This is a genomic window from Nemorincola caseinilytica, assembly GCF_039540515.1.
GTDB classification, from domain to species: Bacteria; Bacteroidota; Bacteroidia; order Chitinophagales; family Chitinophagaceae; genus Nemorincola; species Nemorincola caseinilytica.
In genome coordinates this window covers 168,604-194,940 of sequence record NZ_BAABFA010000010.1, presented here as the reverse complement: position 1 = coordinate 194,940, position 26,337 = coordinate 168,604, and the positions used below count along the sequence as shown (strand labels likewise).

Genomic DNA, 26,337 nt, shown 5'->3' with positions numbered 1-26,337 from the left:
TCGAGAATTAAATGTTCTAACTAATATTCTACACACTCGCAGGTACATGTATGGGGTCGGCATAGTGTGCCAGCCCATAGTTGCGTGTCTGCGCCTCGTCGGGGTTCTTTATATGCCATTCGAACTCGTCGCGGAAGTGGCGTATGGCCGCGGCCACAGGCCATGCGGCGGCATCGCCCAGCGGGCATATGGTATTGCCCTCTATCTTCCGCTGTATGTCCCACAGCAGGTCTATATCGCTCATCTTACCCTTTCCGTATTCTATGTTCTTCAGCAGCTTGTACATCCAGCCGGTGCCCTCGCGGCAGGGGCTGCACTGGCCGCAGCTTTCGTGAGTGTAGAAGCGTGCCAGCGTCATGGTGTGGCGCACTACGCACTGGCTGTCGTCCAGCACTATGAACCCGCCCGACCCCATCATGGTGCCGGTAGCAAAGCCGCCGTCAGACAGGCTCTCGTAGTTCATATACCTTGTCTCTCCCTTGGCGGTCTTCAGCAGCAGGTTTGCCGGTACTATAGGTACCGATGAGCCACCCGGTATACATGCCTTCAGGTTGCGGCCCTTGGGTATGCCGCCACAGTATTCGTCGCTGTATATGAACTCCTCTACAGAGCAGGTCATATCTATCTCGTATACACCGGGCTTGTTCACATTGCCGCATACCGATAGCAGCTTGGTACCTGTGCTCTTGCCCACGCCTATCTTGGCATATTCATCGCCACCCATGGTGATGATGGGTACTACGGCCGCCAGTGTTTCCACATTGTTCACCACCGTGGGGCGCATCCATACGCCCTGTATGGCCGGGAAGGGCGGCTTCATGCGCGGGTTACCGCGTTTGCCCTCCAGCGATTCTATCAGGGCCGTTTCCTCGCCGCATATATAGGCGCCCGCACCGCGGTGCACATATATCTCGCAGTCAAAGCCCGAGCCGAGTATGTTCTTGCCCAGCCAGCCATTGTTCTTGGCCTCGGCTATGGCTTGCTCCAGTATATCGGGTATCCAGGCATACTCGCCGCGTATGTATACATAGGTGGCATTGCTGCCCAGCGCATAGCTGCTTATCAGCAGGCCCTCTATGAACAGGTGCGGATGGAACTCCATCAGGTACCTGTCCTTGAAGGTGCCCGGCTCCGATTCGTCGGCATTACACACCAGGTGGCGGGGTACACCCTCCGGCTTGGCCAGGAAGCTCCATTTCATACCCGTAGGGAAGCCTGCACCGCCGCGGCCGCGCAGGCCGCTCTTCTTCACCTCTTCCACTATGTCGGCCGGCGACATCTTGAATGCCTTTTCGGCCGCGGTATAGCCACCATGCTTGCGGTAGGTATCGTAATAACGGATACCTTCTATGTGGTCGTTAGCTAATAATAGTTTTACTGCCATTTTTATATAGTCAAAGTCAAAAAGCAGAAGGTAGAAAGCAAGCCGTCCGGCCTTCCTGTTTTGAGTTCATGATTCAGCTTTCCATCTTCATAGGTGCGCTCTGCCTTGCGAACAGGGTCCAATGCCCGTTCTCCCACAGCCACACCTGCAATACTTTCAGTTTATAATAGCCTTTTTCACCATTCAGCGTTGCCCATATCTCGGCCGTACTGCGCACCTGCGCTACCTTACCGGCTATTTTTATCTCCGGCTGCGAGGTCACTATTCGGTCATAGCCGATAATGCCATTGTACAGGTCGGCTATCACCTCTTTTTTGTTCTCCACCCAGCCGTTAGAGTGTCCATAGGTCACCTCGTTGCTCAGTAGCCTTTTCAGAGATATGGTATCCCTTTTCTCCAGCGCCCTGTCAAATACCATCATAGACAGGTTCAGTGCCTCCTTGTCGGCCTGCTGCGCAAATGCAGGTACCAGCAGCGAAACGAATAGTATGGTAAGGATAAGTTTCATCAGCACTATTTTATATAAGTTTCAAGTTCTTCAAAAGATATTTGAATATCCTCTTTTAATATTTTTCCTAGTAATCCCTTAGGCAGGTCATCATTTCCATGAACGGGAACCGTTGTTACCCTTCCATCAGAATGTTTTAATCTGTAATGCGAACCATTTATTCTTATTACATTAAAACCTAACTTTTCTAAGATCTTTATCAATTCTTTACCTGTAATAACGATCTGCTTTTTACTCATCGTATCTACTATGATGCCAAAGTTGCCTGTTTATACCGCTACTTGCATTTCTATTTCCCTGAACCCGATAAAGTGGTTCAGAGAATTGGGCTTTTCTTCTTCCAGGCACATCTCTATTACTTCCTGAATATTTTTCATTGCTTCATCTATCGTCTTACCATAAGAATGACACCCCTTAAAAACAGGGCATGATACGATAAAGATATCGTCTTCGTCCTGTTCTATAAGGATAGGGAAATGATATTTCTGTGTTGCCATACTTCTTCTATTCTCTGTTATCAAAAATCATTATAAAGTCCTCCAGCGGCTCGAAGAAAGTATCGGCCCAGCCGCTGCGGTGTTCCTTCATCTCTTCCTCGGTGGCAAACCCGGTATGTTTCAGTATCACCCGCGTGCCGCCATCTTGTTTCTTCAGTACAAAATGAACTTCTGAAGGTTTTGCCCCCATTGGCTGGTCGGTAGTGAGCCATGTATAGGCCAGCTCGTCCGCACTCGTCTTTGTCACCTCACCCGTTACCCATCCGCCATACATCGACATCCTGCCACCCGGTTTATTCTCTATCACAGCATCTTCTCCGCTCCACTTTCTTATCAGTGCCGCATCGGTCAGCAGTTGCATCACCCTTGCAGGTGGCGCCGATAGCTGAAATTCCAGTGTCAGGTCCCAGGCCATTCCTTTATCAGTTATTAGCTTGTGCCCTTAGCTCGTCTATCAGCGCATCTACCTTTTCCTTCGTCAGGTGCTCCCTGAAGGTCTTGCCCAGCTGCATCATAGGTGCATAGCCGCAGGCACCCAGGCATTCTGCCGGTTTCAGGGTAAAGAGCCCGTCGGGTGTCGTCTCGCCCGGGCCTATGCCCAGCCTGTCCTTTATGTGCGCTATGATGTCGTCGCTGCCGTTCAGCATGCAGGGGCCCGTATGGCATACCTCCAGCAGGTACTTGCCCACCGGTTTCATGTTGAACATGGTATAGAATGTGGCCACCTCGTACACCTCTATAGGCAGTATGTTCAGTATGCTGGCCACATAGTCCATCACCGGTACATCCAGCCAGCCGCCGAATTCGTCCTGCGCCAGGTGCAGCAGGGGTATCAGCGCACTTTTCTGCTTCCCTTCCGGGTAGCGTGCGATGATCTCCCTCACCTTGTTCATTTTTTCTTCGCTAAACTGTATATTCATTTATATTAGCTGATTAGCTAATTAGCTGATAGGCTAATTAGCATGTTCATTAAATATTTTAAGTATTCGCCATTTTTGAACTTCCAATTATTTTGTTCAATACTTTACAGATCGAACGGACCTTTTCTAATAATATACCAGCGTCTGGTAACAATATCGAGGCATTACATACTTCCAGATAATACTCTACTTCATCCGCTTCTTTTGCTGCGATCTTCATTTTATGAATAAAGTCCGCTTTACTTTCTGCATTTTGTGCTTCTCTTACGTTAGCTCCTATCGACAAAGATGCTCTTAATATCTGGTTCGCCAGCGACCATTTCTTCATAGCATCCAGCTCCGCACAGAAAGGTATCATATCTACTGCAAGACCGAATGATAATTGCACAATAAGATTTCCCTTCTTCAACTCTTCATTCATGTCCTCATCATTTCATCTGCAACATTGTTTACATCAGCTAATTAGCTGATCACCTCATCAGCTAATTATCATTTACGCATCCAGTTCTCCCGCTATCACGTTCAGGCTGCTCAGTGTTACCACCGCGTCGCTCAGCAGGCCGCCCGCCACTATCTCGGGGTATGCCTGGTAGTAGATGAAGCATGGCCTGCGGAAGTGCAGCCTGTAGGGCGTGCGACCACCATCGCTTATCAGGTAGTAGCCTACCTCGCCATTGCCGCCCTCTACTGCCTGGTACACCTCGCCTGCAGGTGCGTCTATCTCACCCATTATCATCTTGAAGTGCCATATCAGCGCCTCCATCTTGGTATACACATCCTCTTTTGGCGGTATATGGTATCGGTCGGCCTCTTTGGCATAGAATACATGTTTCTGCGAGGGGTCGGCCTTTTCTATCTGTTCTATCTTGTCTATGGCCTGGCGTATGATGCTCATACTCTCCCATATCTCGCCGTTGCGCACCATGAAGCGGTCATACACATCACCTGTAGTGCCTACCGGTATCTTGAAATCGAAATCCTCGTAAGAGCAGTATGGCTGTGCCACGCGCACATCATAGTCTACACCGGCGGCACGCAGGTTGGGCCCGGTGAACGAGTAGCTCAGTGCACGCTCGGCATTGATGGGGCCCGCGCCTATGCAGCGGTCCATGAATATGCGGTTGCGGTTCAGCAGCGATTCGAACTCGGTCATTATAGCAGGGAACTTCTCTACGAAATCAGCCAGCTTTTTGTGGAACGCCTCAGAGAAGTTGCGCTCAAAACCGCCTACACGGCCTATATTGGTAGTAAGGCGCGAGCCGCACACCTCTTCGAATATCTCATATATCTTCTCCCGCCACTGGAACACATAGGTAAAGGGTGTGAGCGCGCCTGTATCCACAGCTATCACCGAGTTGCACACCAGGTGGTCGGCTATGCGCGACAGCTCCATAAGTATCACGCGGTAGTAGTCCACACGCTTAGGCAGTTTCAGGCCCAGCAGTTTTTCTATGGTCAGGTGCCAGCCCATATTGTTGATGGGGGCCGAGCAGTAGTTCAGCCTGTCCGTAAGGGTGGTTATCTGGTAGTAGGGCCTGCGCTCTGCTATCTTCTCGAATGCGCGGTGAATGTAGCCTATAGTAGGCACGGTCTCCATCACGCGTTCGCCATCTATCTCCATTATGTTCTGGAACACACCATGCGTGGCCGGGTGCGTAGGGCCCAGGTTCAGCGTGGTGGTCTGTTTCTGAAGCGACTCTTCAGAAAGTTTTATATGTTGCTGCTGATGTGGTTGTAGTTCCATAAACTTGTTTTTCTTCCCTCTTTCTTTCGAAACATCAAGTTAGTCCTTCGAATAATACTGTAAGATCCAGCGAAAAGCCATCCAGTGCCTCCGACCTTGCTATATCTCCCGCTACCATCAGTCGCGATGCACGATAGCTTCCGTTGGTAAGTGTATATATGATAAGTGTCTGATCTTGCGGAGACACTACCCAGTATTCCCTCACGCCCGACTCTTCGTATACCTCGTATTTATTCTTCAGTTCTTTTGCATTATTGCCCGGCGATAGTACCTCCACCACAAGGTCGGGGGCGCCTATGCATCCACGGTCATCCAGTTTTGCAGGGTCGCATATCACACATATGTCCGGCTGCAATACTGTAAGTATATCTTTATCGTCCTTCGACCTACGGGGTATGCGCACATCGAAAGGCGCTACATATACTTTACATCTGTCTTCCTTCAGGAAATTACGGATCGCAAAGAATATATCACCCGTCAGTTGCTGGTGCTTCCTGTTAGGCGCAGGGCTCATCCTGAAGATACGCCCACGGATCAGCTCCACCCTTTCCTCCAGCTTCCATTTGAAGTAGTCGGCATAGGTGTAGGTCTTATTCAGGTCCAGATCCGCTAGTAGCATCTTTTGTTTATCTCTTTTATCGTTATCTCATTTTACCTGCCGAACATCTCATCATCCTTATCCCTCCTCGTAGGGTCTTCCATCGGAAATTCCTTACGCATCGGGAAGTGCTCCATCTCCTCTACGTTCAGTATGCGTATCAGGTTGGGGTGGCCTACGAAATTCACGCCAAAGAAGTCATACGTCTCACGCTCCATCCAGTTGGCGCCAGAGAATACCGAGGTGGCCGTATACACATCGGGCCGGTCTATAGGCACATACACCTTCATCCTCAGGCGCACATTGTCTACCAGGTTGTGCAGGTGGTACACCACGCACAGCTCCTCGCCTGCCCTGTCGGGGTAGTGTATACCCGTCAGGTCTGTAAGAAAACGGAAACGCAGTTCCTCATCATCATACAGGTGCTGTATCACTTTCAGGTTCATTTCGGCCGGTGCACGAAAGGTAAGCATGCCATATGGCTCGCCCCATTCGGTCAGTTCCTCGCCGAATTTGTCTGTGAGCCGTTGTTTCAATATCTCGTTCGTCATAACCCCGAACCCCTAAAAAGGGCTTTTTTATTTAAATAATACCACAACCTATCTCCTCCCTTTGCGGGCGGGGCTGCTTACTGTATACCGTAGCTGGTCATCAGTTCTTTGTATACCGGGCTGCTCCTGCGGCGCAGGCTTTCGTTCTGCACTATGTCCTGCAGCTTGAGTATGCCATCCAGTATGCCTTCGGGCCTGGGCGGGCAGCCGGGCACATATACGTCCACAGGTATCACCTGGTCTATACCCTGCAGTACAGAGTAAGAGTCGAATATACCACCGCTGCTGGCGCATGCGCCTATGGCTATCACCCAGCGGGGCTCGGCCATCTGCAGGTATACCTGGCGCAGTATGGGCGCCATTTTTTTGGCTATGGTACCGGCTACCAGCAGCATATCGCACTGGCGGGGGGTAAAGCCCATACGCTCCGAGCCGAAACGCGAAAGGTCGTAGTTGGAGCCCATGGTGGCCATGAACTCGATACCGCAGCACGATGTAGCGAACGGCAGTGGCCACAATGAATTCTTGCGGGCCAGGCCCACCACCTTATCGAAAGATGTGGCATGGAAGCCCTCTCCGGAGTAGCCCTCGGGCATCTCCACCATTTTTATATTCGTATTATACTGTACCGGACGAGGCATAAAAACTAAAAAATTAAAAAGCAAAAATTAAAAGATACACACTATCCACAACCCTCAACTCGTTACCTGGTCACCCTTCATTTTAATAATGCTCGATGCTATTATTTTTGATATTTCGTTCGCTTCTGTTATCGTCAGTCTTCCCAATCCAGTGCGCCCTTCTTCACTATATATATGAAGCCGCAAAGGAAGAAACCCACAAAAAGCAGTACCTCTATAAAGCCCTCCTGCCCCAGGTAGCGGAAATTCACCGCATAGGGGTAGAAGAATATCACCTCCACATCGAACAGTACGAACAGTATGGCCACCAGGAAGTACTTGATGCCCATGGGCTGGCGGGCATTGCCTACAGAAGGTATACCACTCTCAAAGTTGATGAGCTTGTCCTGTGTGCGGCGTTTGGGGCCCAGCAGGTGGGTCACTGCCATCATTACCACAACAAAGCCTATGGCCACCACTATCTGCAGGGCAATAGGAAAATAGTTGAACGGCGTATTTGCAGCCAGTAATTGAAGATCCATATTCGGGTGCTGTACCGGGTGGTTGAAAAAATGATACTGAACAGACAAAGTTACAGTTATGGAGCGAAAATGCAAGAGCGCTTCAGGTTAAGGAAACACAAAGATCGCCAGGTCATTTTCCCCATGCCAGCCCAAAATGTTTCCACGTCTTCGTGCTTTCGTACAGATGTCCGTTCGGCCCGCCACTGGCGCGCACCGTGCCCGGGCTGTTCATCTGCATGCTGTTCATGCGTCCACCGGGCATACCCGTCTGTCCTCCCATATTGTTGTTCATGGGTGTGGCCGCGTTATCGGCCTTGGTAGATGGCGCTTTGAAGGCCTTTATCGCATAGCACACGCTTATGGCCTTACCCGCATCTGCGGCAGATATATTGCTTTTGTTCAATATGGCCTTGAAGGGTACTACCGCCTCCCACACCAGTTGCTTATATTCGTCTATGCGCAATGTCACCCTTACGCCGCAGGGGGCGCTTTGCGACACCATATATCCCCCGTTGCATGGCCCAAAGCCATCGAGCGAGTATTGGTTGCAGCCCTCTGCGCTTTTCTGTAGCTTCTGGTCGAACTGGCGGCTCAGGTGCGATGATGTACCGCCATCCTTGTTCTGCGCAAATAGTTCCGACAGGTCGTCGGGGTTCTGCAGCGGGTAGTTTATCACAAAGCTGGCATCCTTTCGCCCTCCTGTGTCTATCATTACGGCCATACCCTGTTTCAGTATCTTTATCTGCGTCAGCGGGTCGCCGGTCTGTATGGTCACATACAGGTTCTCCGCATCGTTCGATGTCGCATAGGCCACCATCGCCTTGGCATCATAGTTGGGGTAGGGCGATGGCCAGTCGGTACAGTCGCCATCTATCTTTATGGGCTGCGCCTGCCATGTGCCGGGCATACGCGCAGGCATTTTTCCTCCTTTCTTCGCCGATCCGCAGCCTGTGGCCATCGCCACTACGGGCAGCAGCAACAGGTATTTTTTGCAAAAATTCAAAGCCATGCACGCAAATTAAGCAACCCCGGCATAATATGACACACTGTAAATATATTACCTATATCACGGCCTGTGCCTTTATACACATTACGCTTTGCGTTTTTTAAGATACAAGTATATCGACATTTGCTTTATATTTGAAAGAGAATGAATCGGGTTCGTGCCCAACGGTAAGGTAAATTATGCTGTCTAATAATAAACGCATACCCGATATCTTACCGGGAAGGAATATTTAGTATGAGGCGATATGATATGTCGCGTATTGCCAGTGCCACACCTTACACCTCTATCGCAATTATCATTATACCTAAATGATGGAGCACATGAAGAAATTATACCTTGCCTTAAGCATTCTTTTACTCTCTGCAGGCGCCCGGGCGCAGATAGTTATCACGCCCGGCAGTACGCCCGGCTATACTGCCACCACCATTATGAACAAGCTGCTGGGCCCCGGTGTCATAGGCATGAACGCTGTGCTTACCTGCCTGCCCACGGCTCATGGTACTTTCTCTGTCACTGCATCATCGCCACTCATTTTCGATAGCGGCATCGTGCTCACATCGGGCGTGGCCACACAGGCAGCGGGTCCGGGTTCTTTCTTTGCCTCGGTAGATAACGGTGCGCCCGGTCACCCCATGCTCACTACCCTTGCCGGCAGTACATCGTACAATGCCTGCCTCCTCGATTTCGACTTCCGCCCTGCCGGCGATACCGTTCGGTTCAATTATATATTCGGTTCCGAAGAATATCCCGGCTACACCTGCTCACCCTTCAACGATCCTTTCGGCTTTTTCATCAGCGGTCCGGGCTATCCTGCAGCTACCAATATAGCCCTTGTGCCCGGCACCAATATCCCTGTATGCATCAATAGTATCAACTGTGGCGCCACGGGCGGTTACCCGCTTTCCACATGTACTGCCATGGGCCCCGGTGCGCCGTTCTGTGCCTATTTCATCAACAATGCTGCCGGTACCCTCATTACCTACAGCGGTATCACCAGGAAGCTCATGGCCATTGCCACCGTGACCCCCTGCGATACCTTTCACCTGAAGCTTGGCGTATCTGATGCCAACGATGGTATTTACGATTCCGGTGTGTTCCTCGAGGCCGGTAGCCTTACCTCTACTTCTATCAGCGTGGCCCCGCAGGGTATCAACCCCAACGATACCACCTCTTCGCAGTATTGCGTGCGCGGTTGCATGCCGGGCAAGTTCGTGTTCAAGCGCAGGGGCAACCTTGCGAACCCCTTCACTATCAAATATCTCATAGGCGGTACCGCTGTCAATGGGTTCGATTATACCTGGATACCCGATAGCGTGATCATACCCGCTACAGATTCTGTGCAGATCTTATGGATAAATGGGCTACCTGTACCGCCCACAGGTCCCAAAGTAGTGAAGCTCTACATCCTCGCTCCCTATACCTGTGGCGGCATGCCTGCCATCCTGGACAGCGCCGAGCTCACCATCCTCGATTCGTTCAGGCTCAACATACTCACATCTGATACCGCCATATGCCGTGGCCAGTATGTGACCCTTATGGCCGATGGCGATACCATGCTCGACTTTACATGGACACCCGGCACTGCGCTCAGCAGCACATCTACCCTTAGCCCGGTCATAGCCTCACCTACGGTCACCACCACCTATACGCTCACGGGCGTCTTCCCGGGTTGTGCGCCGTCCAGAGACCGTATCACCATTACCGTATACGAGCGCCCTACGCCCGATGCCGGGCCCGACCTGAAGATAACCTGCCATGGCACACCCCTGCAGCTAGGGGTCACGGCCACGCCGGTAGGCATACCCTATACTTACTTATGGTCGCCGGGTACCGACCTCAGCAACCCCAATATCGCCAACCCGGTCTTTACTCCGTCCGATAGTGTGGACCGCTGGCAGTATGTGACCGTAAGCGCACCCGTATACGATTGCAGCAGTACCGATACCATATTCCTGCATGTGTTGCCCAACGATTTCCAGCTCCATACCCTCGATACCATCATATGCTATCCTGCCGGCAGCTACCAGGTACGCGGCATTGGCGACACCGAGTTCTCCTATAGCTGGAGCCCCACTACCGGTGTGTCCGATCCGCTCATTTACCTGCCTACCATAGCGCCGCCATACCCGCCCGCAGAGACCATATATACCGTTACTGCCTCTTACCCCAACTGCCCCGATATAAAGCATACCATCAAGTATTCCATATGGGACCCACGGGTCGATATCCTCATCAGCGACACTACGGTATGTATAGGTCTACCCATGCCGCTCAATGTGCGGTACACCCCCGAGGAGCTGCCCTATACCTTTACCTGGTCGCCTACCACCTACCTCATAGATGCTACTACATCGCTGGCTCCGCAGTTCTTTACCATGGTGCCGGGCGTATACAAGTATACTGTGACGGTAGAGACCCCTATGCCTACCTGCAAATGGGAAGATAGCATCACCATTATGGTGGCCCCACCCGTGAAGATAACGATAGACCCTGCCGATGCCATCATAAAGTATGGCGAGGAGATACAGCTTACGGCCACACAGGCCACCAGCGACCCGCTCTTCTATACCTGGGTGCCCAATGATGGCTCGCTTACCAACCCCAATATCAATAACCCCGTGGCAAAGCCGCTCGACTCTACCCTGTATACAGTATATGGCATGAACCAGTGGGGTTGCATAGACTCTGCCAAGACCATTATATATGTAGAGACCGACATGACCGAGTACATACCCACGGCATTTACCCCCAATGGCGATGGCCTTAACGACCTCTTCCGCATACGCGGTATCAAATACCAGCGCATAGTGGACTTCAAGGTATACGACCGCTGGGGTGCAGTAGTGTACGACCACAAGACCGGCGATGCACAAGGCTGGGATGGCACCATTAATGGCAGACCTGCCGATATAGGTGTATACCATTACTCCATCATCATGGCAAAGCTGGGCAATGTGGATAAGGTGTACAAAGGCGAAGTGACGCTCATAAGATAGCCAACCGGAGAACGACAGTTATAGGCATGGCTACGGGCTCTGGCGACCTCACACCTACGATACTAATGAATGTGCCCGCGTTCGGACCACAGCCAACCACCCTCTCCTTTGAAGAGGGTCGGGGAGCGGTTCCATTAGCTTCATCGTGCTTTTCCCGTTCCTGGCGGCCTTTGCCACAAACATCATACCAGATCTTTGTCGCATATCACATCCTCATCCCCCCGCAAAATATGTCTGGTACAACCGCAACAGCATATTACCGATAGTTAAACGCAACTCGTCGCTTGTCATACAGCAAGTAATACAGAGTAAAAAATAGTATTTGTGAAAAATAATTTAATGTAGATGTTTTGAAAAGTTAAAAACATGGTATACCTACAAAATATTTTTTGAAAGTACAAACTTTTGGCACAGTTTATGTGTCTATCATATATATAAGAGTGATCGTTCACCATAAAAACCATATTTTATGATATTCACACGAACTCGCAAATACCCCCTGCCTGTTTCAAAGGAGGATTTTATGAACCGCCTGGCCGGTAAGCACATCAAGATCCACAACCTCGATTTCGAGGTCTACGACCAGGAAACACTGCTGAAGATAGCGCCCCATGCCGAAGACCTGAATGAGATACGAACGCTGCCCATAACCGATGTGGATGTAGTGAAGGAAGGCGATGGTAATCATATAGTTATGACATCCAAGATACGCGTTATAGACTATGGTGGGCCGCTGCTGGTAATGCTGTTCTGCGCCTTCCTGTTCTGCGCCTCTGTCATATTGTTCCTGCTGGGCGGCGAGCCGCACATCACCTACATCATGTTCGGGTCCAGTGTGCTGGTGTTCATGCTGTTCTGGGTGCGCATGCAGTTCGGCTACTTCGACTATGTGCGCAAGCTGGAGAACTTCGTAAAGACCCAGGCCTAAGGCCTGTACGGGCTACTGCATCGTTGTTCGCGCCCCCGCGAAGATCATTGAATAAGCCTTGAACCCTCTGTCTTGATAATAGTTGTGCGTGCCGGCAACGGCACGAGAGAGGTCGCCTTTATCCGGGGCGGCCTTTTTTATTGGCTTACTGTGTCCCGCTTCCGGGTAGCTATCACATACAGTTCATTGTCCTTCAGGCGTATATGTTCCAGCACCTGGTATCTGCCCGTTCTTATAGGTATGCTATTGGCCTTCACTACCGATAGCACAGAGGTGCCATTCTTTTGCAGAAAGGCCATGTTGGTATCTATCATCGCATCCATATCGCTGCGGGTGGTGAGGTCTGTAACTATACAGGGCAGCTCTGTCTGCATGAGCAAAAATCCGGTCGATGAGCTGGTGATCAGCAGGTTGTTCTTGGGGTATTTTTCCGACAGGAGCCTGCCCAATTGTTCCAGCTCATCGAAATTGGCGGTCTCCGAATGTATCAGGAACCCGCTGATGAGGCCTTCCTTCTTTATATACCGGCTCTTGCCATAGTATTTGAAGGTGACCGGAACAGACAGCACCGAGAATGCTATGGATATACCCACAAAAATGAACATCGCATACCGTACCGGTCTCTTTTCGTACAGTACGGTATAGGCATATACGGGCATTAACAGCAGCAGCATGGGCAGGAACAGCCTGTCCTCGGCATACACATCGGACCGCTGTACTATGGCCGTGGCAAAGAACAGCGTATACACGCACACGGCCGCTACCGCCAGGTAGGGGAAGAGCGCTTTTTTATGAGCCGCGCAGAAACGGTATATGGAATATATGAGGGGTATGAGTATGAGGATACTACCTGCGATACCCTCCCACGAGAAATCGAACAGGTAGGAAAAATAGCTTTTGCTGGTAGAGGGTATATGCAGCAGCAGGGCATCGAGTGTAAAGCCCGAGCCGAGGGTCTGCACTGCGGGCTTGATAAAGATATTGGCCAGTTTCAGGGCAGTAAGGTCTAGCGGGGCCTCATTGAAGCGCTCATCGAACGGGGTACGGCCACGACCATAGATGAACACTTGGAAGATAACAGCAGCAGTAAGGCTCACAATGGCGGGCAGGGCTATTTTCACCAGCGAGGGCCTGCCGGGCATATTGCGCAGGTAGCGCACTACATAGTAAATGAAATAAAAGGCCGAACAAGTGATGACGAACAGCAGAAAACTGTTCTTGGAAAAAAGCCCTGCACACAGCAGCAGGAACAGGGCGGCAAGCAATAGCGCATGCTTTCGCGCTGTACGCGCCGCATAGTAGCGCTCGTACAGCAGTACCGTGGCCGATGCGAATACGATAAGGTATATATCTACCCCGTTCATCTTCAGCAGCAGGCCATTGAAAAAGCGCTGTATCACCAGCATGAATATGGCTGTGAAAATGAGTGTGTCGCTAAAGCGGAAATGCTGCAGCAACCGGTAATAAGTATATAGACCTACCGAAACAAAAATGACATTGGTGATGATAATGGCATTGCCGATATTGGTATGCAGCAGGCTGGCTATACCCCACGAATACACATACTGCCCCGGCGCCCAGTACGAAAGGAAGAAAGGCAGCATGTGGTAGCGCTCATCTATGCCGTATACCTGGTGAAAGCCCTGGCCGTTCAGGTAGTTGCTTAGGGAAAAGATGCCTTCCAGCAGGTCGCAATCCACCCATGGGCCTTTGTAGAGAATGGTGCCGAAATAGCAGGCAAGCGTGATGGCGATGAGCCATATCATCGTTCGCCTTACTACCATATCATTGTTCCTTTCCCCGGTCATCTGTTGCTATTTGTCTTTTAGCGCATCCTTGTTCAGCCTGCGCAGCTGCCATGGCCAGAATATCCTGTCTGTTACCAATCCCCTGGCCTGCCTGCGCTCTACGAAGTAGAACAGTGTCATGGCGCAAAGGAATGCAAGTGGTATACCTGCGCCACGCGTCAGTATGCCATAGAGCATATTACGGTCGGGCAGGAACATAGAGCATATGTAGTTGACAAGGTAGAAGACGGAAAAATGTACCAGGAACAGGGAGTAGGAGCGTTCGCCCAGCCATATCATAATAGGGGTGTCCAGCAGGGAACGCAGCTTTTTGCTATTGAAGGCGAATATGAGCAGGCCCCCATATATGAGGCTGTAGCCCGAGTTAATAAGCGGGCCCGTAGGTGGCAGCAGCACCAGCGGCACACCGGCGGCTACAAGTACCCAGCCGGCATATGGCTTAAAGTCGTACTTGGCAAGGTATACGCCCAGCACAAAAGATACCGGCGCGTCTATGAAATGCACCATGTTCAGCACGGGCTGGCTAAGAGAGTATATTTCTGGGTGGTGCGCCTCGAAATATAACTGCAGCAGGTGCGAGCCTATTACCACAGCGGCTATATTGATGAAAAAATACAGATAATTCAACTGTTTGCGAAAGCTGAACGCCAGTACAAACAGCGGCACCAGTATATAGAAGACCACCTCTATCTGCAGGCTCCACCATGCAAGATTGAAGTATACGCCCGACATACTGAGGATAAGGGCCTGCTGCAGGAATTTCTGAAATGAAGTATCCATGCCGCCCCACATATCACTATAGAAGGTCTGAGGGCCCCAGGCAATGAACTTGAGCACCAGGTAACCAAAAACGAGTGCAACGAAGAATGCCGGATATATTCTTTTGATCCTTCGCACAAAGTATTCTCCTACCTTGAATTTGCGTTCGCCACGCAGGTAGGGACGCAATAGTACTATGCCGCTGAGTGTGAAGAACAATACTACACCCGACTGAGTGAAATAAGTGACGATGGTACCTATATGATCGTGCCCGCGGGCAATGAAGAACCTGGCGATGGCTGATGTAACGGAGTGGTGCAACACTATGAGAATAGATGCTATACCTCTAAGACCGTCTATAAAATGGAAACGTTCTTTTGTTACGGCCTGTGCGTTATTCATCGGTAACTGTGGGGTGGGGTCAGATGTTCAGATCAGAGGGTGTAAAAGTAAATAATTATTGCGTTATGGCGATCGCGGTCATGTTATCGGGCTTTATCGTTGCGAAATAGTTCTATGTGTGTGGCGGCACACACGCACCCTTACCGCTACCGGTACAAAAGGAAAAGGCCTCCCGGTGGGAAAGCCTTTCCAAAGTTATCTGCTATCGGGTACGAACTATTATTTCGCAATGCCCAGCTTGGTGATGCCGTACATCACCTGGTCGTTGCCCAGCTGAACGAACATCACCGTGGCAGGTACAGATGCGGGCAACTCTACATCTACCTTGTTGTATCCCATAATGGCATGTACCGTTTGCCTGTACATCACTTTGCCGGTAAGATCGGTAACCGTAAGGTCCATATCGCGGGGCTCTTCGCTCACGAATTTTACCTGGAACTTACCATCGGCCACCGGGTTGGGGAACAGCTCTACTGCTTTTGAAGAGAGGGCCTTTATGCTCTGCACTTTTGTGGGCGAGAAGGCCTGCTCGTCGGCAAAGAAGCTGAGGTCGGTAGGCACACCCTTCATTTCGAAGGTGTAGACCAGGGCCGTTACATCGCTGGCATCAAATGCTGCGGGCAGGTTCTTTGAGGTGAAGTCCTCAAAGCTGATCTGGTGGTTCTGACCGGCGGGATCGAGCTTGACGGTGGTCTGGTACTGATCGGAGAACTTCACTACAGAGCTCTTTATGAGGCGAATGGTCATTTCGCCAGAACCCCTTGCAAAGAACTTGTAAGAGTTGTACTTCGACAGGTCTGCGGCTTCCTGGCCGGCCTTTATGAACTTGTAGATAGATACATAATCATTTGTGCTGGCCTTTACCTCTACACTTCTGTACAGCGGAAATTCGTCATCGCTATATATCCTGCCCTGGTTGTTATCGGGCTTGAATTTGATGACATTGGTGTAGCTATTGTCCACATCCAGGCTCCAGCCGCCATCGGCAAGGTATACATCATCTACCAGTGTATCGTTCACATAGTAATGGCCTTCATATTCGTAGCCATCGTAAATGGGAATGCTGAAATCGTTCTCGTTACCGGCCGCTATATTGAACGGTATGATGAGGGAATCTTCATTGGCGGTCTCATTGAGCCTGCGTATGAATATCATCTTCGTATTGTTGGAAGGCCTGGTGCTGGCTATATTCACGTTCAGGAATTCTTTCTTCCTGGTACCGCTGGCCATATAGGTCTGTGGCAGGCCGAAGCTGGCATCTACCTGCTGTATGGGCATTATGTTCGCTGCATTGTCCAGCAGGTCCTTGGTCAGCTTCTCTACGCTTTCAGGAGAGGTAGCCCATACCTGGAAGTTGAACACAGAGTCGTCACCCGAGTACTCGGAAATGAGCCATTTGGCCTGCAGCCTGAAGTTGGGCACATTTGCCGTCTTGCCCAGGGTGAAGGTGATAGAGTGCTCTACATGGCCATCGTTCTGTTTCAGCGCGAACTCTATGAAGTTGTAGCCGTTGATGGTAACCACGCGTGTGCTTACGAGCGTTGCACCACGGAACCTATCACATATGGACTTGGTATGATTGTACACCCTGCCTTCGGTAGTGATACCCAGCACCACGGCCTTCGATATGTCGTTCTTCATATAATCCACGGCGAAGGCATCTACTGCGCGGGTAATGTTTTTGAGCTCGCTGGGCGAGGTGATCTTAGGCGTAGAGGAGGCATCGAGGTTGGCAGGTATGAAACGCTCCAGAGAGCTGGTAGCGGCCGAACCCTTTGCTGCCAGGGCCAGCCTGCCTGGCTTGCTGAAGGTAGGCAATGTGCTGAGGTCGGGCTTGCTGTTCACGCTGTTCTTTATCTTGGCATATTCGCGTTTGCTGATGAGGTCGCCAAGGCTTTCGCTTTCCAGGCCGCCGCCGCCGCCACCGCCTACAGCGTCGCTTTCTACCACTACTGTTTTGTACATGCTTATGAGGCAGCCGCCACTACCTGTGACACGCTGCATAACGGTATATACGCCTGCTGCAGTATAGGTATGCACAGGGTTTACAGCGGCAGAAGTGCCGCCATCGCCAAATATCCAGAAGTAGGTATTGCCGAATGTGGGTGTGGTGCTGGTGAATGCGAAGCTGTTGCCGGTGAGGGCCTGCACAGAGTCGTTGATGGAGAAACCATAGGCAGGGTTGTCTGTTACGGTCACAGATATGGTGGTAGAGTCGCTGCCGCCTGTGCCGGTGGTCCTGAGCTTAACGGCATATGTGCCGGTAGCGGTATAGATCTTGGATGGGCTCACAGATGTAGATGTGGTGCCATCGCCAAAGCGCCACAGGTAAGAGAGCGTACCCGAGCCGGTAGAAGTATTGGTAAATGAGAAAGAGTTGCATGCAAGGCACTGTATATTACTGTTCACGGTGAAAGATGCATGTGTAGGCGTAGTAGCGCTGCAGCCGCCTATAGATGGCGCGAATACGGCATAGTGGTTCTCGCCACCGGCATGGTGGTAGGACTTGGCTATTATCTGCCCTTCTATGTTGGCCATATTGGCCGTTTTGGTGATGTCGGCATTGGGGGCGAACAGTGTACCTTCTATAACACCATAACCTGCTATGTTAAGAGCAGTGGTATTGTGGAAGTTGTAGAGGATATATTTGCACTGTGCAAGACCTACACCGTTTATGTTGGGCACATTGAAGGTGAAAGAGCCGGGCGCGTTCACATTCACCACCAGGTATTGCGATGCGCTGGGGCTGTTGATGAAGGTAAGCTCGCTCATGGCGTTGAAGTCTGCACCTGAGATATTGAGCACATTAAGGCCGGGGTTCAGTGTTATCTTCACCTGCGATGGCAGGCCTGTATGAGGTATGGGTGTACCGCCCGAGTTGGTGATGTAGGCATTGTCGGTGAGGTTTTTCATAGACAGCGCGCAGGCCCTCATGGTAGCGAATGCCGATGCGAAATCTATGACATTGGCCTGGCAAATGGGGTTCACGGCGGCGCTTACGCCCAGGGTATTGGCGCTGGCCTGCAGGTGGATGCGCGGATAGCCATCATAACTGCTGCCCGGAGTGATGCGAATGGGCGGATAGGCGCCGTTGGGGTCCTGGTACCATACGGTAGACCCTATGCAGTTGCCTATTTTCATATACCCGTTCTGGTTCACCTGCAGGGTGCCACTGCTGTATTCTATGCGGCCACCTACAACAAGTGTGGTGCGCACGCCCGATACATAGAACGTACCGGGATCGTTGATGGATACCTGGTAGCCACCGGCCACAATAAGGTTGCCACCGCACGCCAGCGGGCCTTCGGTCTCATTGTTCACAAGGCGGGCATTGCCCTCGAGGAATACGTTGAAGCCAAGCGCAGGCGCAGTGGGGCTTTGGGCCATACTATTGATACCAAAGCCAAGTAAAGCGAGCAGAAAGCAGGAAGTATGTAAGAGTGTTCTCATTTGCCGGATATTATCGTTCTGGTCGGAACGGTTTTTCTTATGACAAAAGTACATGAAATGTCATTTAAGCAATACATAATAGAGCCCACTAACAACTCGATAACGTGTGGAAAACACAGTAAAAACAAACAATGGTGGCATCCCGGCGCCACTATAAAGGTAGCGAGGGGTTTACGGTAGCGCATTTTTCGTTATGCAAAGCTGTATGAACGGCCCGAGATGATAGGGCGTGTATCTTTCCTGATGCGAACCACGCATTATCTGCTATTTTTGAGCGGGCGTAACAGCACACATCGATACGAAACAGAACAACACAGCATATGACAGCGCATACTTTAATGAACAGAACAGCACTGATAGGCGGCAGCACACAGGGTATAGGCCTGGCATCGGCACAGGCACTGGCCGGGATGGGGGCCAGATGCATACTGCTATCGCGCAATGAAGAAAAGCTGAAAGCCGCTGTGGCCACGCTGGCCACTACTGCGGGGCAGCAGCACGGCTATATAGTGGCCGACCAGGCCGACCCCGACCAGGTGCGCAGCGCAGTAGCAGCCTTTGTGACTGCCAACACGGTACATATACTGATAAACAATACGGGTGGGCCTGCGGGCGGGCCTATAACACAGGCGCGTACAGAGGAATTCACCAATGCATTTACACAGCACCTGATATGTAACCACATACTGGCCACCCTAGTAGCAGAGGGCATGAAGCGCGAGGGCTTCGGGCGTATAGTGAATATCATATCCACATCGGTGAAGATTCCGCTGAGCGGGCTGGGCGTATCGAACACCATACGCGGGGCGGTGGCATCGTGGGCCAAGACCATGGCCAATGAGCTGGGCCAGTATGGTATAACGGTGAACAATGTGCTGCCCGGCGCTACGGCCACAGAGCGGCTATCCACTATTGTGGGCAATAGATCTGCCAAGATGGGAAAGGACCGCGAGGAGGTAGAGCAGGAAATGCTGAACGAGATACCCGCACGGCGCTTTGGCAGGCCAGAGGAGATAGCGGCCGTAGTGGCCTTCCTGGCATCGCCGGGGGCGGCCTATGTGAATGGCACCTCTATACCTGTAGATGGCGGCAGAACGGGCAGTATATAGGCCCATCACAGCATGCCGTATAGTGCAGGCGTATAGCGAACATTCAGTATAAAAAAGGCGCCGGTGGGCAATGGGAAGAGAGTATGGCTTTTATATAAAGAAGCCCGTACCGGCAAAGGCAGCGCAAAGATGAGAACTATAGCATACGGGCCTTTTCAGTATCGGTAAAAAAATTTCGCAAAACGGGAAGACCTATGGTCATGCAGATACGAAAATGTTAATACCCCTGTGGGAAACCTGCCGATATGCAAAAAAATGTGTGGTTTTTCCTGACAAAAAAATGACATTGAGAAAAAATTGATACAAAAAAATCGGTTGAAAGCCGCGCCAGTATTGAAGAACATTTTTTACAAAATGTGTTCCTATTTTAAAGATCGTTTTGTAGTTTTGCCTCGCTTTTATATAAAGGAAAGTTAATTTTCAATATTTATTCCTGTGCCAGAATCAATAAAGCCGATGTTCAGAATTTGCTATCGTAGCGTACTGTCGTTCTTTGTAGTATTGCTGTTATGCAATGTTCCCGCCATAGCCGCTCCCGATGGGAAAGCGCTCTTTATGTCCAACTGTGCGTCTTGTCACAACCCGCTGAAGGATGCGACGGGTCCGGCACTGAAGGGCATCAATGCTACCTTCCCCAGCAAGCAGTGGGGCTATGACTGGGTGCACAACTCGGCCAAGCTGATAGCTGCGGGCGATAAAACGGCCGTAGACATCTACAACAAATACAACAAGGCGGCGATGACGCCCTTCCCCCAACTGACAGAGGAAGAAATAGATGCGATATTCGCCTATGTGAACAGTGTAGAGCCGCCCAAGGCCGATAAGGGTGGCGAGACCGCTGCTGCAGGTTCACAGAGCACAGAGAGCAACGGCTGGCTGTATACGGTGATAACACTGTCGCTGCTGGTACTGGTACTGATACTGTGGAAGGCCAACAACAGCCTGCGCCGCGCTGCCAACGAAAAAGAAGGCATACCCAACGAAAAAGAGATACCCCTGTACCGCAGCAAGCTGGTGATAGCGGTGACCGCCATACTGATCTTCATACTCTCTGGCTACTGGATAGTGAACGGTGCCATAAACGAAGGCCGCCAGCAGAACTACCAGCCACTACAGCCTATATACTACTCTCACAAAGTGCATGCAGGTATAAACCAGGTGAACTGCCTGTACTGCCACGCCGGCGCCGAGAAGAGCCGCCAGGCCATGATACCGTCATCGAACGTATGTATGAACTGCCACAAGCAGATAAACTCTTACAGCGGCGAGGAAGACCATCCGCTGAAGACCGCAGAAGGCAAGACCATCAACGGTACAGAGCAGATACAGCTTCTTTACAAATATGCCGGCTGGGATCCTGTGAAGAAAGACTACATACGCGACGAGAACGGCAACATAAAGGCTACGCCTATACAGTGGGTGAAGATCCACAACCTGCCCGACCACGTTTACTTCAACCACTCACAGCACGTTGCAGTGGGCAAGGTACAGTGCCAGCAGTGCCATGGCAACATAGAAGAGATGGACGAGGTCTACCAGTTCGCTCCGCTGTCTATGGGCTGGTGTATCAACTGTCACCGCCAGACAGAGGTACAGTTCACCAACAACAACTATTACAGCATCTTCTCTAAGTACCACGAAGAACTGAAGAGCGGTAAGCGCGAGAAAGTGACCGAGGCCGAGCTGGGTGGTATGGAGTGTCAGAAGTGCCACTACTAGTAGACACGGTACTTCGGTACCGGGAACAGTGTTAAAAAAGAAGTTTTTAGAATTCAGAATAAAAACACAAAGTGATGGGCATCTGCGAAAGCAGGCCTGCTACTAAGAAACGGATCATAAATTTATGAGTCAAAAACAATATTGGTCGGACCTCGAAGACCGCCGGAATATCGAAACACAGAAGGAGATAGGGGAGAACGAGTTCAAGGAAGAGTTGCCCTTCGACCTGAGCGAGAGCGTGTTCAACGCTACAACGCCGCGTCGCGACTTCCTGAAGTTCCTGGGTTTCAGCACGCTTGCAGCCACGATAGTATCGAGCTGTGAGATGCCGGTGCGCAAGGCTATCCCCTATGCTATAAAGCCAGAGGATATAACGCCGGGTGTTCCCAACTATTATGCTTCTACATTCGTAGATGGCGGCGACTACTGCCCCGTTGTTGTAAAAACAAGGGAAGGCCGCCCTATAAAAGTAGAAGGCAATGAGCTTTCTTCTATCACCAGGGGTGGTACATCGGCCAGGGTACAGGCATCGGTACTGAACCTGTACGACAAGGCCCGCCTCACACATCCTATCTCGGGTGGTAAGGAAGTGACCTTCGATGCACTGGACCGCGAGATAAAGGAAGGACTGGCAGGCAAGAACGGCTACCTGGTGACATGCTCTATGATGAGCCCCAGTACCGAAGAAGTGCTGAAGCAGTTCCTGGCCAAATTCCCCGGCATCAAGCACATCAATTACGACGCTATATCATACTCGGGCATGCTGCAGGCCAATGAGGCCAGCTACGGCAAGCGCACACTGCCTACTTATCACTTCGATAAGGCGGCTACGATAGTGAGCATTGACGCCGACTTCCTGGGTACATGGATGGCACCGATAGAGTTCTCTAAAGGTTATGCGCAGACCCGCAAGATAAGCGCGAAGAACCCCACCCTATCTAAGCATTACCATGTAGAGGCCATACACACCATAACCGGTGCTGCTGCTGACGAGCGTGCTACATGCCGCCCATCGGAAGTAGGCGCAGTGGCAATAGCCCTGTACAATGCCGTGAACGGTACTGCACCATCGCTGCCCAGCGCAAAGCTGAACAAGATGATAGCTGCCGCCGCCGAAGACCTGAAAAAGGGTAACGGCCTGGTGGTATGCGGCAGCAACGACATGAATGTGCAGATGGTGGTAAATGCCATCAACAACAAGATAGGCGCTGATGGTAACACCGTGAACTGGGTGACCACCAGCAACACATGGAAAGGTATAGACAAGGACATGGCAGACATGATAACTGCTATGGAAGGTGGCCAGGTAGGTGTAGTGATGCTGCACGGCGTGAACCCCGTATACGACCATGTGGATAGCAAACGATTCACTGCTGCGCTTGCAAAAGTGCCCATGACCATCTCTTTCGCAGAGCGCATGGACGAGACGGCGCAGAAATGTAAATATGTGATCCCCGATCACAACTACCTGGAAAGCTGGGGCGATGCCGAGCCGAAAGTAGGCTACTATAGCCTGATGCAGCCTGCCATCACTCCGCTGTTCAAAACACGTGCCTTCCAGGATTCACTGATGTCATGGATGGATGCCGGCCAGACCTATGGCGACTACTGGCAGCTGTACTGGACAACGCAGATGGGCGGCCAGGCCAACTTCGACATGGCACTGCAGAGCGGTGTGATGGAGCCAGAGAAAATGCCTAATGGCGCGGCTACCTTCGTAGGTAATGTAGGTGCAGCTATAGCGGCCGTACAGGCGAAGAAAGCAGCAAGCGGCCTGGAAGTAGTGGTATACCAGAAAGTAGGTATAGGCCACGGTGGCGCATGGAGCAACAACCCATGGCTGCAGGAAATGCCCGACCCCATGACAAGGAGCGTATGGGACAACTACCTGTGCGTATCGCCCAAGCGCGCCAAGCAGCTGGGTGCAGAGCTTACGGGCTTCTCTGAAGTAGATTACAACAAGTATGTGGCCAAGGTAACAGGCGCCAATGGGTACGCTGTGAACCTGCCTATAATAGTAGTGCCCGGTATGCACAACGACGTGGTGGCGATAGCTACAGGCTATGGCCGCGACGCCAAGGTAGGCCGTGCTGCTGCCAGCGATGCTACGAAAGGTGGTAAGAACGCATATCCGTTCACTACATTCAACGGTACCAACGTAGAGTACTACTCTAACGTGAACGTGGTGAAGGTGGATGAGAAATACGAAGTGGCCATCATACAGACACACAGCAGCTATGAGAACCGCCCTGTGGTGCATGAGTTCACCCTCGATGAATTCAGGAAAGACCCGCATGCCCTGCAGAAAGAGCGTGGTGTAGAGATATCTCACTACTCGCAGGAGCCATGGCACGAAGGCCACCACGGTGAGGCCCTGGCCACACCTGAGATGGAGGACAACTTCCGCGAAAAAGGTACACTTTACCCCAACCACCCTTATGAGGGTATCAAGTGGGGTATGTCTATAGACCTGAACACATGTACCGGTTGCGGTGCGTGCGTGGTGGGTTGCGTAGCAGAGAACAATATATCGGTAGTAGGTAAGTATCATGCGCTTCGCAGCCATGAGATGCACTGGATACGCATAGACCGTTACTTCAGCGGTATGCCCGATGATCCGGATACGATACAGACCATATTCCAGCCTATGCTGTGCCAGCATTGCGATAACGCACCTTGCGAGAACGTATGCCCGGTATCGGCCACCAACCACAGCACAGAGGGCCTGAACCAGATGGCTTACAACCGCTGTATAGGTACCAAGTACTGTGCGAACAACTGTCCGTACAAAGTGCGTCACTTCAACTGGATGGACTGGAACGGTGCTGATGCATTTAAAGACAATATATTCGAAGATGGCCGCCGCGATGACATAAACGACGACCTGACCCGTATGGTGCTGAACCCTGACGTGACAGTGCGCAGCCGCGGTGTGATGGAAAAATGTACTTTCTGCGTACAGCGCCTGCAGGAGGCCAAACTGGCCGCCAAGAAGGCCGGCCGCCCAATGATGGACGGTGAGGCGAAGACAGCATGCCAGCAGAGCTGCCCATCGGATTGTATCACTTTCGGTAACGTTAACGACAAGGAAAGCGAAATATATAAGATACGCAGGAATGAGCAGATAGAGCGCACATTCTATGTGCTGGAGCATGTACATACACTGCCTAACATCAACTACCTGTCTAGGGTGCGTAACACTGCCGAGATAGTGGCCGGAGATGAGAAGAAGGACGGTATGTATGCCGAACACATCTAAAAGAGCGGTAAAAGGGTCAATAGGTTAACTGGATAAAAAGGTCTTCGGACCATACTAAAAAATACTAATAACGTGCTATGCATATCAAGTACGAATCGTTTGTAAGGGAACCATTAGTAGATGGAGACAAGGATTACCACCAGGTGTCGGAAGACATTGTGAGCCCTATTGAGCGTAAGCCGGGCCGCATGTGGTATATAGGTTTTATTTTCTCGATCATACTGCTGTGTTTCGGGATATTCTCAGTGACCTGGTCGGTGTACTGGGGTCTGGGTACCTGGGGTGTGAACCGTACCATAGGCTGGGGTTGGGATATCACCAACTTCGTATGGTGGATCGGTATCGGTCACGCGGGTACGCTTATCTCTGCGATCCTCCTCCTGTTCCGCCAGGGCTGGCGTACAGGTGTGAACCGCGCTGCTGAGGCGATGACCATCTTCGCGGTAATGTGTGCGGGCCAGTTCCCCATATGGCACATGGGCCGTGTATGGGACGGTTTCTGGGTACTGCCACTGCCTAACACCCGTGGCCCGCTGTGGCCCAACTTCGACTCTCCCCTCCTTTGGGACGTGTTCGCGATCTCTACTTACTTCACTGTATCGCTGCTGTTCTGGTATTCAGGCCTTCTGCCCGACTTTGCGCTGATACGCGACAGGGCAAAGACCAAGCTGCGTAAGAGGCTTTATGGTCTTGCTTCCTTCGGCTGGACAGGTACTGCAAAGAACTGGCAGCGTATGGAGGCCCTTGCCCTGGTGCTTGCAGGTCTTTCTACCCCACTGGTACTTTCGGTGCATACCATAGTATCTTTCGACTTCGCTACATCGGTGATACCGGGCTGGCATACTACCATCTTCCCTCCCTACTTCGTGGCGGGTGCGGTATTCTCGGGCTTCGCGATGGTGAACACCCTGCTGGTGATAACCCGTAAGATACTGAAGCTGGAAGATTACATCACTATAGGCCACCTGGAGGCTATGAACAAGATCATAGTACTGACGGGTTCTATAGTAGGTGTGGCCTATCTGACGGAGCTCTTCATGTCGTGGTACTCACAGGCATGGGGCGAAATGGAAGCGTTCAAATGGCGTATAGTAGGCCCATACTGGTGGAGCTACTGGGCGATGATGACCTGCAACGTGGTATCGCCACAGCTGTTCTGGATCAAGAAGCTGCGCCGTAATATACCGTTCACCTTCGTAATGTCCATAGTGGTGAACATAGGTATGTGGTTCGAGCGTTTCGTGATCATCGCAACATCGACCTACCGCGACTGGATACCCGGCAGCTGGGCATACTATAGCCCCGAGTGGCCTGAGATAGGTTTCTACCTGGGTACCTTCGGTCTGTTCTTCACCTGCTACTTCCTGTTCGCCAAGTACTTCCCTGTAGTGGCCGTGCATGAGATCAAGTTCGTGCTGAAGACATCGGGCGACAACTACAAGCGTGCTATGCTGCCCCACGAAGAGCAGAGCCTGGAAGAGTTCGTGCATGAGGCAGATTCGCACCATGGTCATGAAGAAGAGCATGCTGTTGCACACCACTAGAGGTGGTAGCG

At 51.4% G+C, this 26,337-nt stretch carries 22 protein-coding genes; 6 read left to right on the top strand and 16 right to left on the bottom strand.

The features are described from left to right. Positions 1-28: 28 nt before the first annotated feature. The 13 genes from nuoF to ABD843_RS08160 form a co-directional block, all read right to left on the bottom strand. Positions 29-1,384, bottom strand: a complete 1,356-nt coding sequence (gene nuoF / locus ABD843_RS08220; protein ID WP_345081306.1) for an NADH-quinone oxidoreductase subunit NuoF — start codon at positions 1,382-1,384, stop codon at positions 29-31. Positions 1,385-1,457: 73 nt separating this feature from the next. After that, positions 1,458-1,892, bottom strand: a complete 435-nt coding sequence (locus ABD843_RS08215) for a nuclear transport factor 2 family protein (RefSeq protein WP_345081303.1) — start codon at positions 1,890-1,892, stop codon at positions 1,458-1,460. 5 nt (positions 1,893-1,897) lie between these two features. Then, positions 1,898-2,131 carry a type II toxin-antitoxin system HicA family toxin gene (locus ABD843_RS08210; RefSeq protein ID WP_345081300.1) on the bottom strand — a complete coding sequence of 78 codons (234 nt, stop codon included), beginning with the start codon at positions 2,129-2,131 and terminating at the stop codon, positions 1,898-1,900. Between the two features lie 30 nt (positions 2,132-2,161). Continuing rightward, the gene (locus tag ABD843_RS08205) at positions 2,162-2,389 is read right to left on the bottom strand and encodes a type II toxin-antitoxin system HicB family antitoxin (protein WP_345081297.1); all 228 of its coding nucleotides are present in this window, start codon (positions 2,387-2,389) and stop codon (positions 2,162-2,164) included. Positions 2,390-2,396: 7 nt separating this feature from the next. Next, the gene (locus ABD843_RS08200) at positions 2,397-2,804 is read right to left on the bottom strand and encodes an SRPBCC domain-containing protein (protein ID WP_345081294.1); all 408 of its coding nucleotides are present in this window, start codon (positions 2,802-2,804) and stop codon (positions 2,397-2,399) included. Positions 2,805-2,811: 7 nt separating this feature from the next. Next, a complete protein-coding gene (locus ABD843_RS08195; protein WP_345081291.1) occupies positions 2,812-3,309 on the bottom strand; it encodes an NADH-quinone oxidoreductase subunit NuoE family protein in 498 nt (165 codons plus the stop codon). A gap of 58 nt (positions 3,310-3,367) precedes the next feature. Then, a complete protein-coding gene (locus ABD843_RS08190; protein ID WP_345081288.1) occupies positions 3,368-3,730 on the bottom strand; it encodes a four helix bundle protein in 363 nt (120 codons plus the stop codon). Positions 3,731-3,802: 72 nt separating this feature from the next. Then, positions 3,803-5,053 (bottom strand): NADH-quinone oxidoreductase subunit D, encoded by a 1,251-nt coding sequence (locus ABD843_RS08185; RefSeq protein ID WP_345081285.1) that lies wholly within the window; start codon positions 5,051-5,053, stop codon positions 3,803-3,805. A gap of 34 nt (positions 5,054-5,087) precedes the next feature. Continuing rightward, positions 5,088-5,672 carry a Uma2 family endonuclease gene (locus tag ABD843_RS08180; protein WP_345081281.1) on the bottom strand — a complete coding sequence of 195 codons (585 nt, stop codon included), beginning with the start codon at positions 5,670-5,672 and terminating at the stop codon, positions 5,088-5,090. A 32-nt stretch (positions 5,673-5,704) separates the two neighbouring features. After that, on the bottom strand, positions 5,705-6,202 hold the full coding sequence (locus tag ABD843_RS08175; protein WP_345081278.1) for an NADH-quinone oxidoreductase subunit C: 498 nt from the start codon (positions 6,200-6,202) through the stop codon (positions 5,705-5,707). A 77-nt stretch (positions 6,203-6,279) separates the two neighbouring features. Continuing rightward, positions 6,280-6,843 (bottom strand): NADH-quinone oxidoreductase subunit B, encoded by a 564-nt coding sequence (locus ABD843_RS08170; protein ID WP_425575703.1) that lies wholly within the window; start codon positions 6,841-6,843, stop codon positions 6,280-6,282. 134 nt (positions 6,844-6,977) lie between these two features. Further along, positions 6,978-7,364: an NADH-quinone oxidoreductase subunit A gene (locus ABD843_RS08165; RefSeq protein WP_345081275.1), complete on the bottom strand. Its 387-nt coding sequence runs from the start codon at positions 7,362-7,364 to the stop codon at positions 6,978-6,980. A gap of 112 nt (positions 7,365-7,476) precedes the next feature. Continuing rightward, positions 7,477-8,355, bottom strand: coding sequence for a hypothetical protein (locus tag ABD843_RS08160; protein WP_345081272.1), 879 nt, complete (start codon positions 8,353-8,355; stop codon positions 7,477-7,479). 317 nt (positions 8,356-8,672) lie between these two features. Between ABD843_RS08160 and ABD843_RS08155 the strand changes: the two genes are divergently transcribed. Both ABD843_RS08155 and ABD843_RS08150 read left to right on the top strand, forming a co-directional pair. Continuing rightward, a complete protein-coding gene (locus ABD843_RS08155; RefSeq protein WP_345081269.1) occupies positions 8,673-11,348 on the top strand; it encodes a choice-of-anchor L domain-containing protein in 2,676 nt (891 codons plus the stop codon). 469 nt (positions 11,349-11,817) lie between these two features. Next, positions 11,818-12,276, top strand: a complete 459-nt coding sequence (locus ABD843_RS08150) for a hypothetical protein (RefSeq protein WP_345081265.1) — start codon at positions 11,818-11,820, stop codon at positions 12,274-12,276. A 137-nt stretch (positions 12,277-12,413) separates the two neighbouring features. Here the strand turns inward: ABD843_RS08150 and ABD843_RS08145 are convergent, their stop codons facing one another. From ABD843_RS08145 to ABD843_RS08135, 3 genes are all read right to left on the bottom strand, one after another. After that, complete coding sequence (locus ABD843_RS08145) at positions 12,414-14,084, bottom strand: hypothetical protein (protein WP_345081262.1); 1,671 nt, start codon at positions 14,082-14,084, stop codon at positions 12,414-12,416. Between the two features lie 6 nt (positions 14,085-14,090). Beyond that, the gene (locus ABD843_RS08140) at positions 14,091-15,245 is read right to left on the bottom strand and encodes an acyltransferase family protein (RefSeq protein WP_345081259.1); all 1,155 of its coding nucleotides are present in this window, start codon (positions 15,243-15,245) and stop codon (positions 14,091-14,093) included. A gap of 219 nt (positions 15,246-15,464) precedes the next feature. Next, positions 15,465-18,695 carry a collagen-binding domain-containing protein gene (locus ABD843_RS08135; RefSeq protein WP_345081256.1) on the bottom strand — a complete coding sequence of 1,077 codons (3,231 nt, stop codon included), beginning with the start codon at positions 18,693-18,695 and terminating at the stop codon, positions 15,465-15,467. A 338-nt stretch (positions 18,696-19,033) separates the two neighbouring features. On the opposite strand from ABD843_RS08135, the gene ABD843_RS08130 reads away from it, so the two are divergent. The 4 genes from ABD843_RS08130 (at position 19,034) to nrfD (ending at position 26,326) form a co-directional block, all read left to right on the top strand. Next, positions 19,034-19,804 carry an SDR family oxidoreductase gene (locus ABD843_RS08130; RefSeq protein ID WP_345081253.1) on the top strand — a complete coding sequence of 257 codons (771 nt, stop codon included), beginning with the start codon at positions 19,034-19,036 and terminating at the stop codon, positions 19,802-19,804. Positions 19,805-20,260: 456 nt separating this feature from the next. After that, positions 20,261-21,523 (top strand): c-type cytochrome, encoded by a 1,263-nt coding sequence (locus ABD843_RS08125; protein WP_345081250.1) that lies wholly within the window; start codon positions 20,261-20,263, stop codon positions 21,521-21,523. A gap of 124 nt (positions 21,524-21,647) precedes the next feature. Next, a complete protein-coding gene (locus ABD843_RS08120) occupies positions 21,648-24,782 on the top strand; it encodes a TAT-variant-translocated molybdopterin oxidoreductase (protein WP_345081246.1) in 3,135 nt (1,044 codons plus the stop codon). Between the two features lie 77 nt (positions 24,783-24,859). Further along, the gene (nrfD, locus tag ABD843_RS08115) at positions 24,860-26,326 is read left to right on the top strand and encodes an NrfD/PsrC family molybdoenzyme membrane anchor subunit (RefSeq protein ID WP_345081243.1); all 1,467 of its coding nucleotides are present in this window, start codon (positions 24,860-24,862) and stop codon (positions 26,324-26,326) included. Positions 26,327-26,337 lie beyond the last annotated feature (11 nt).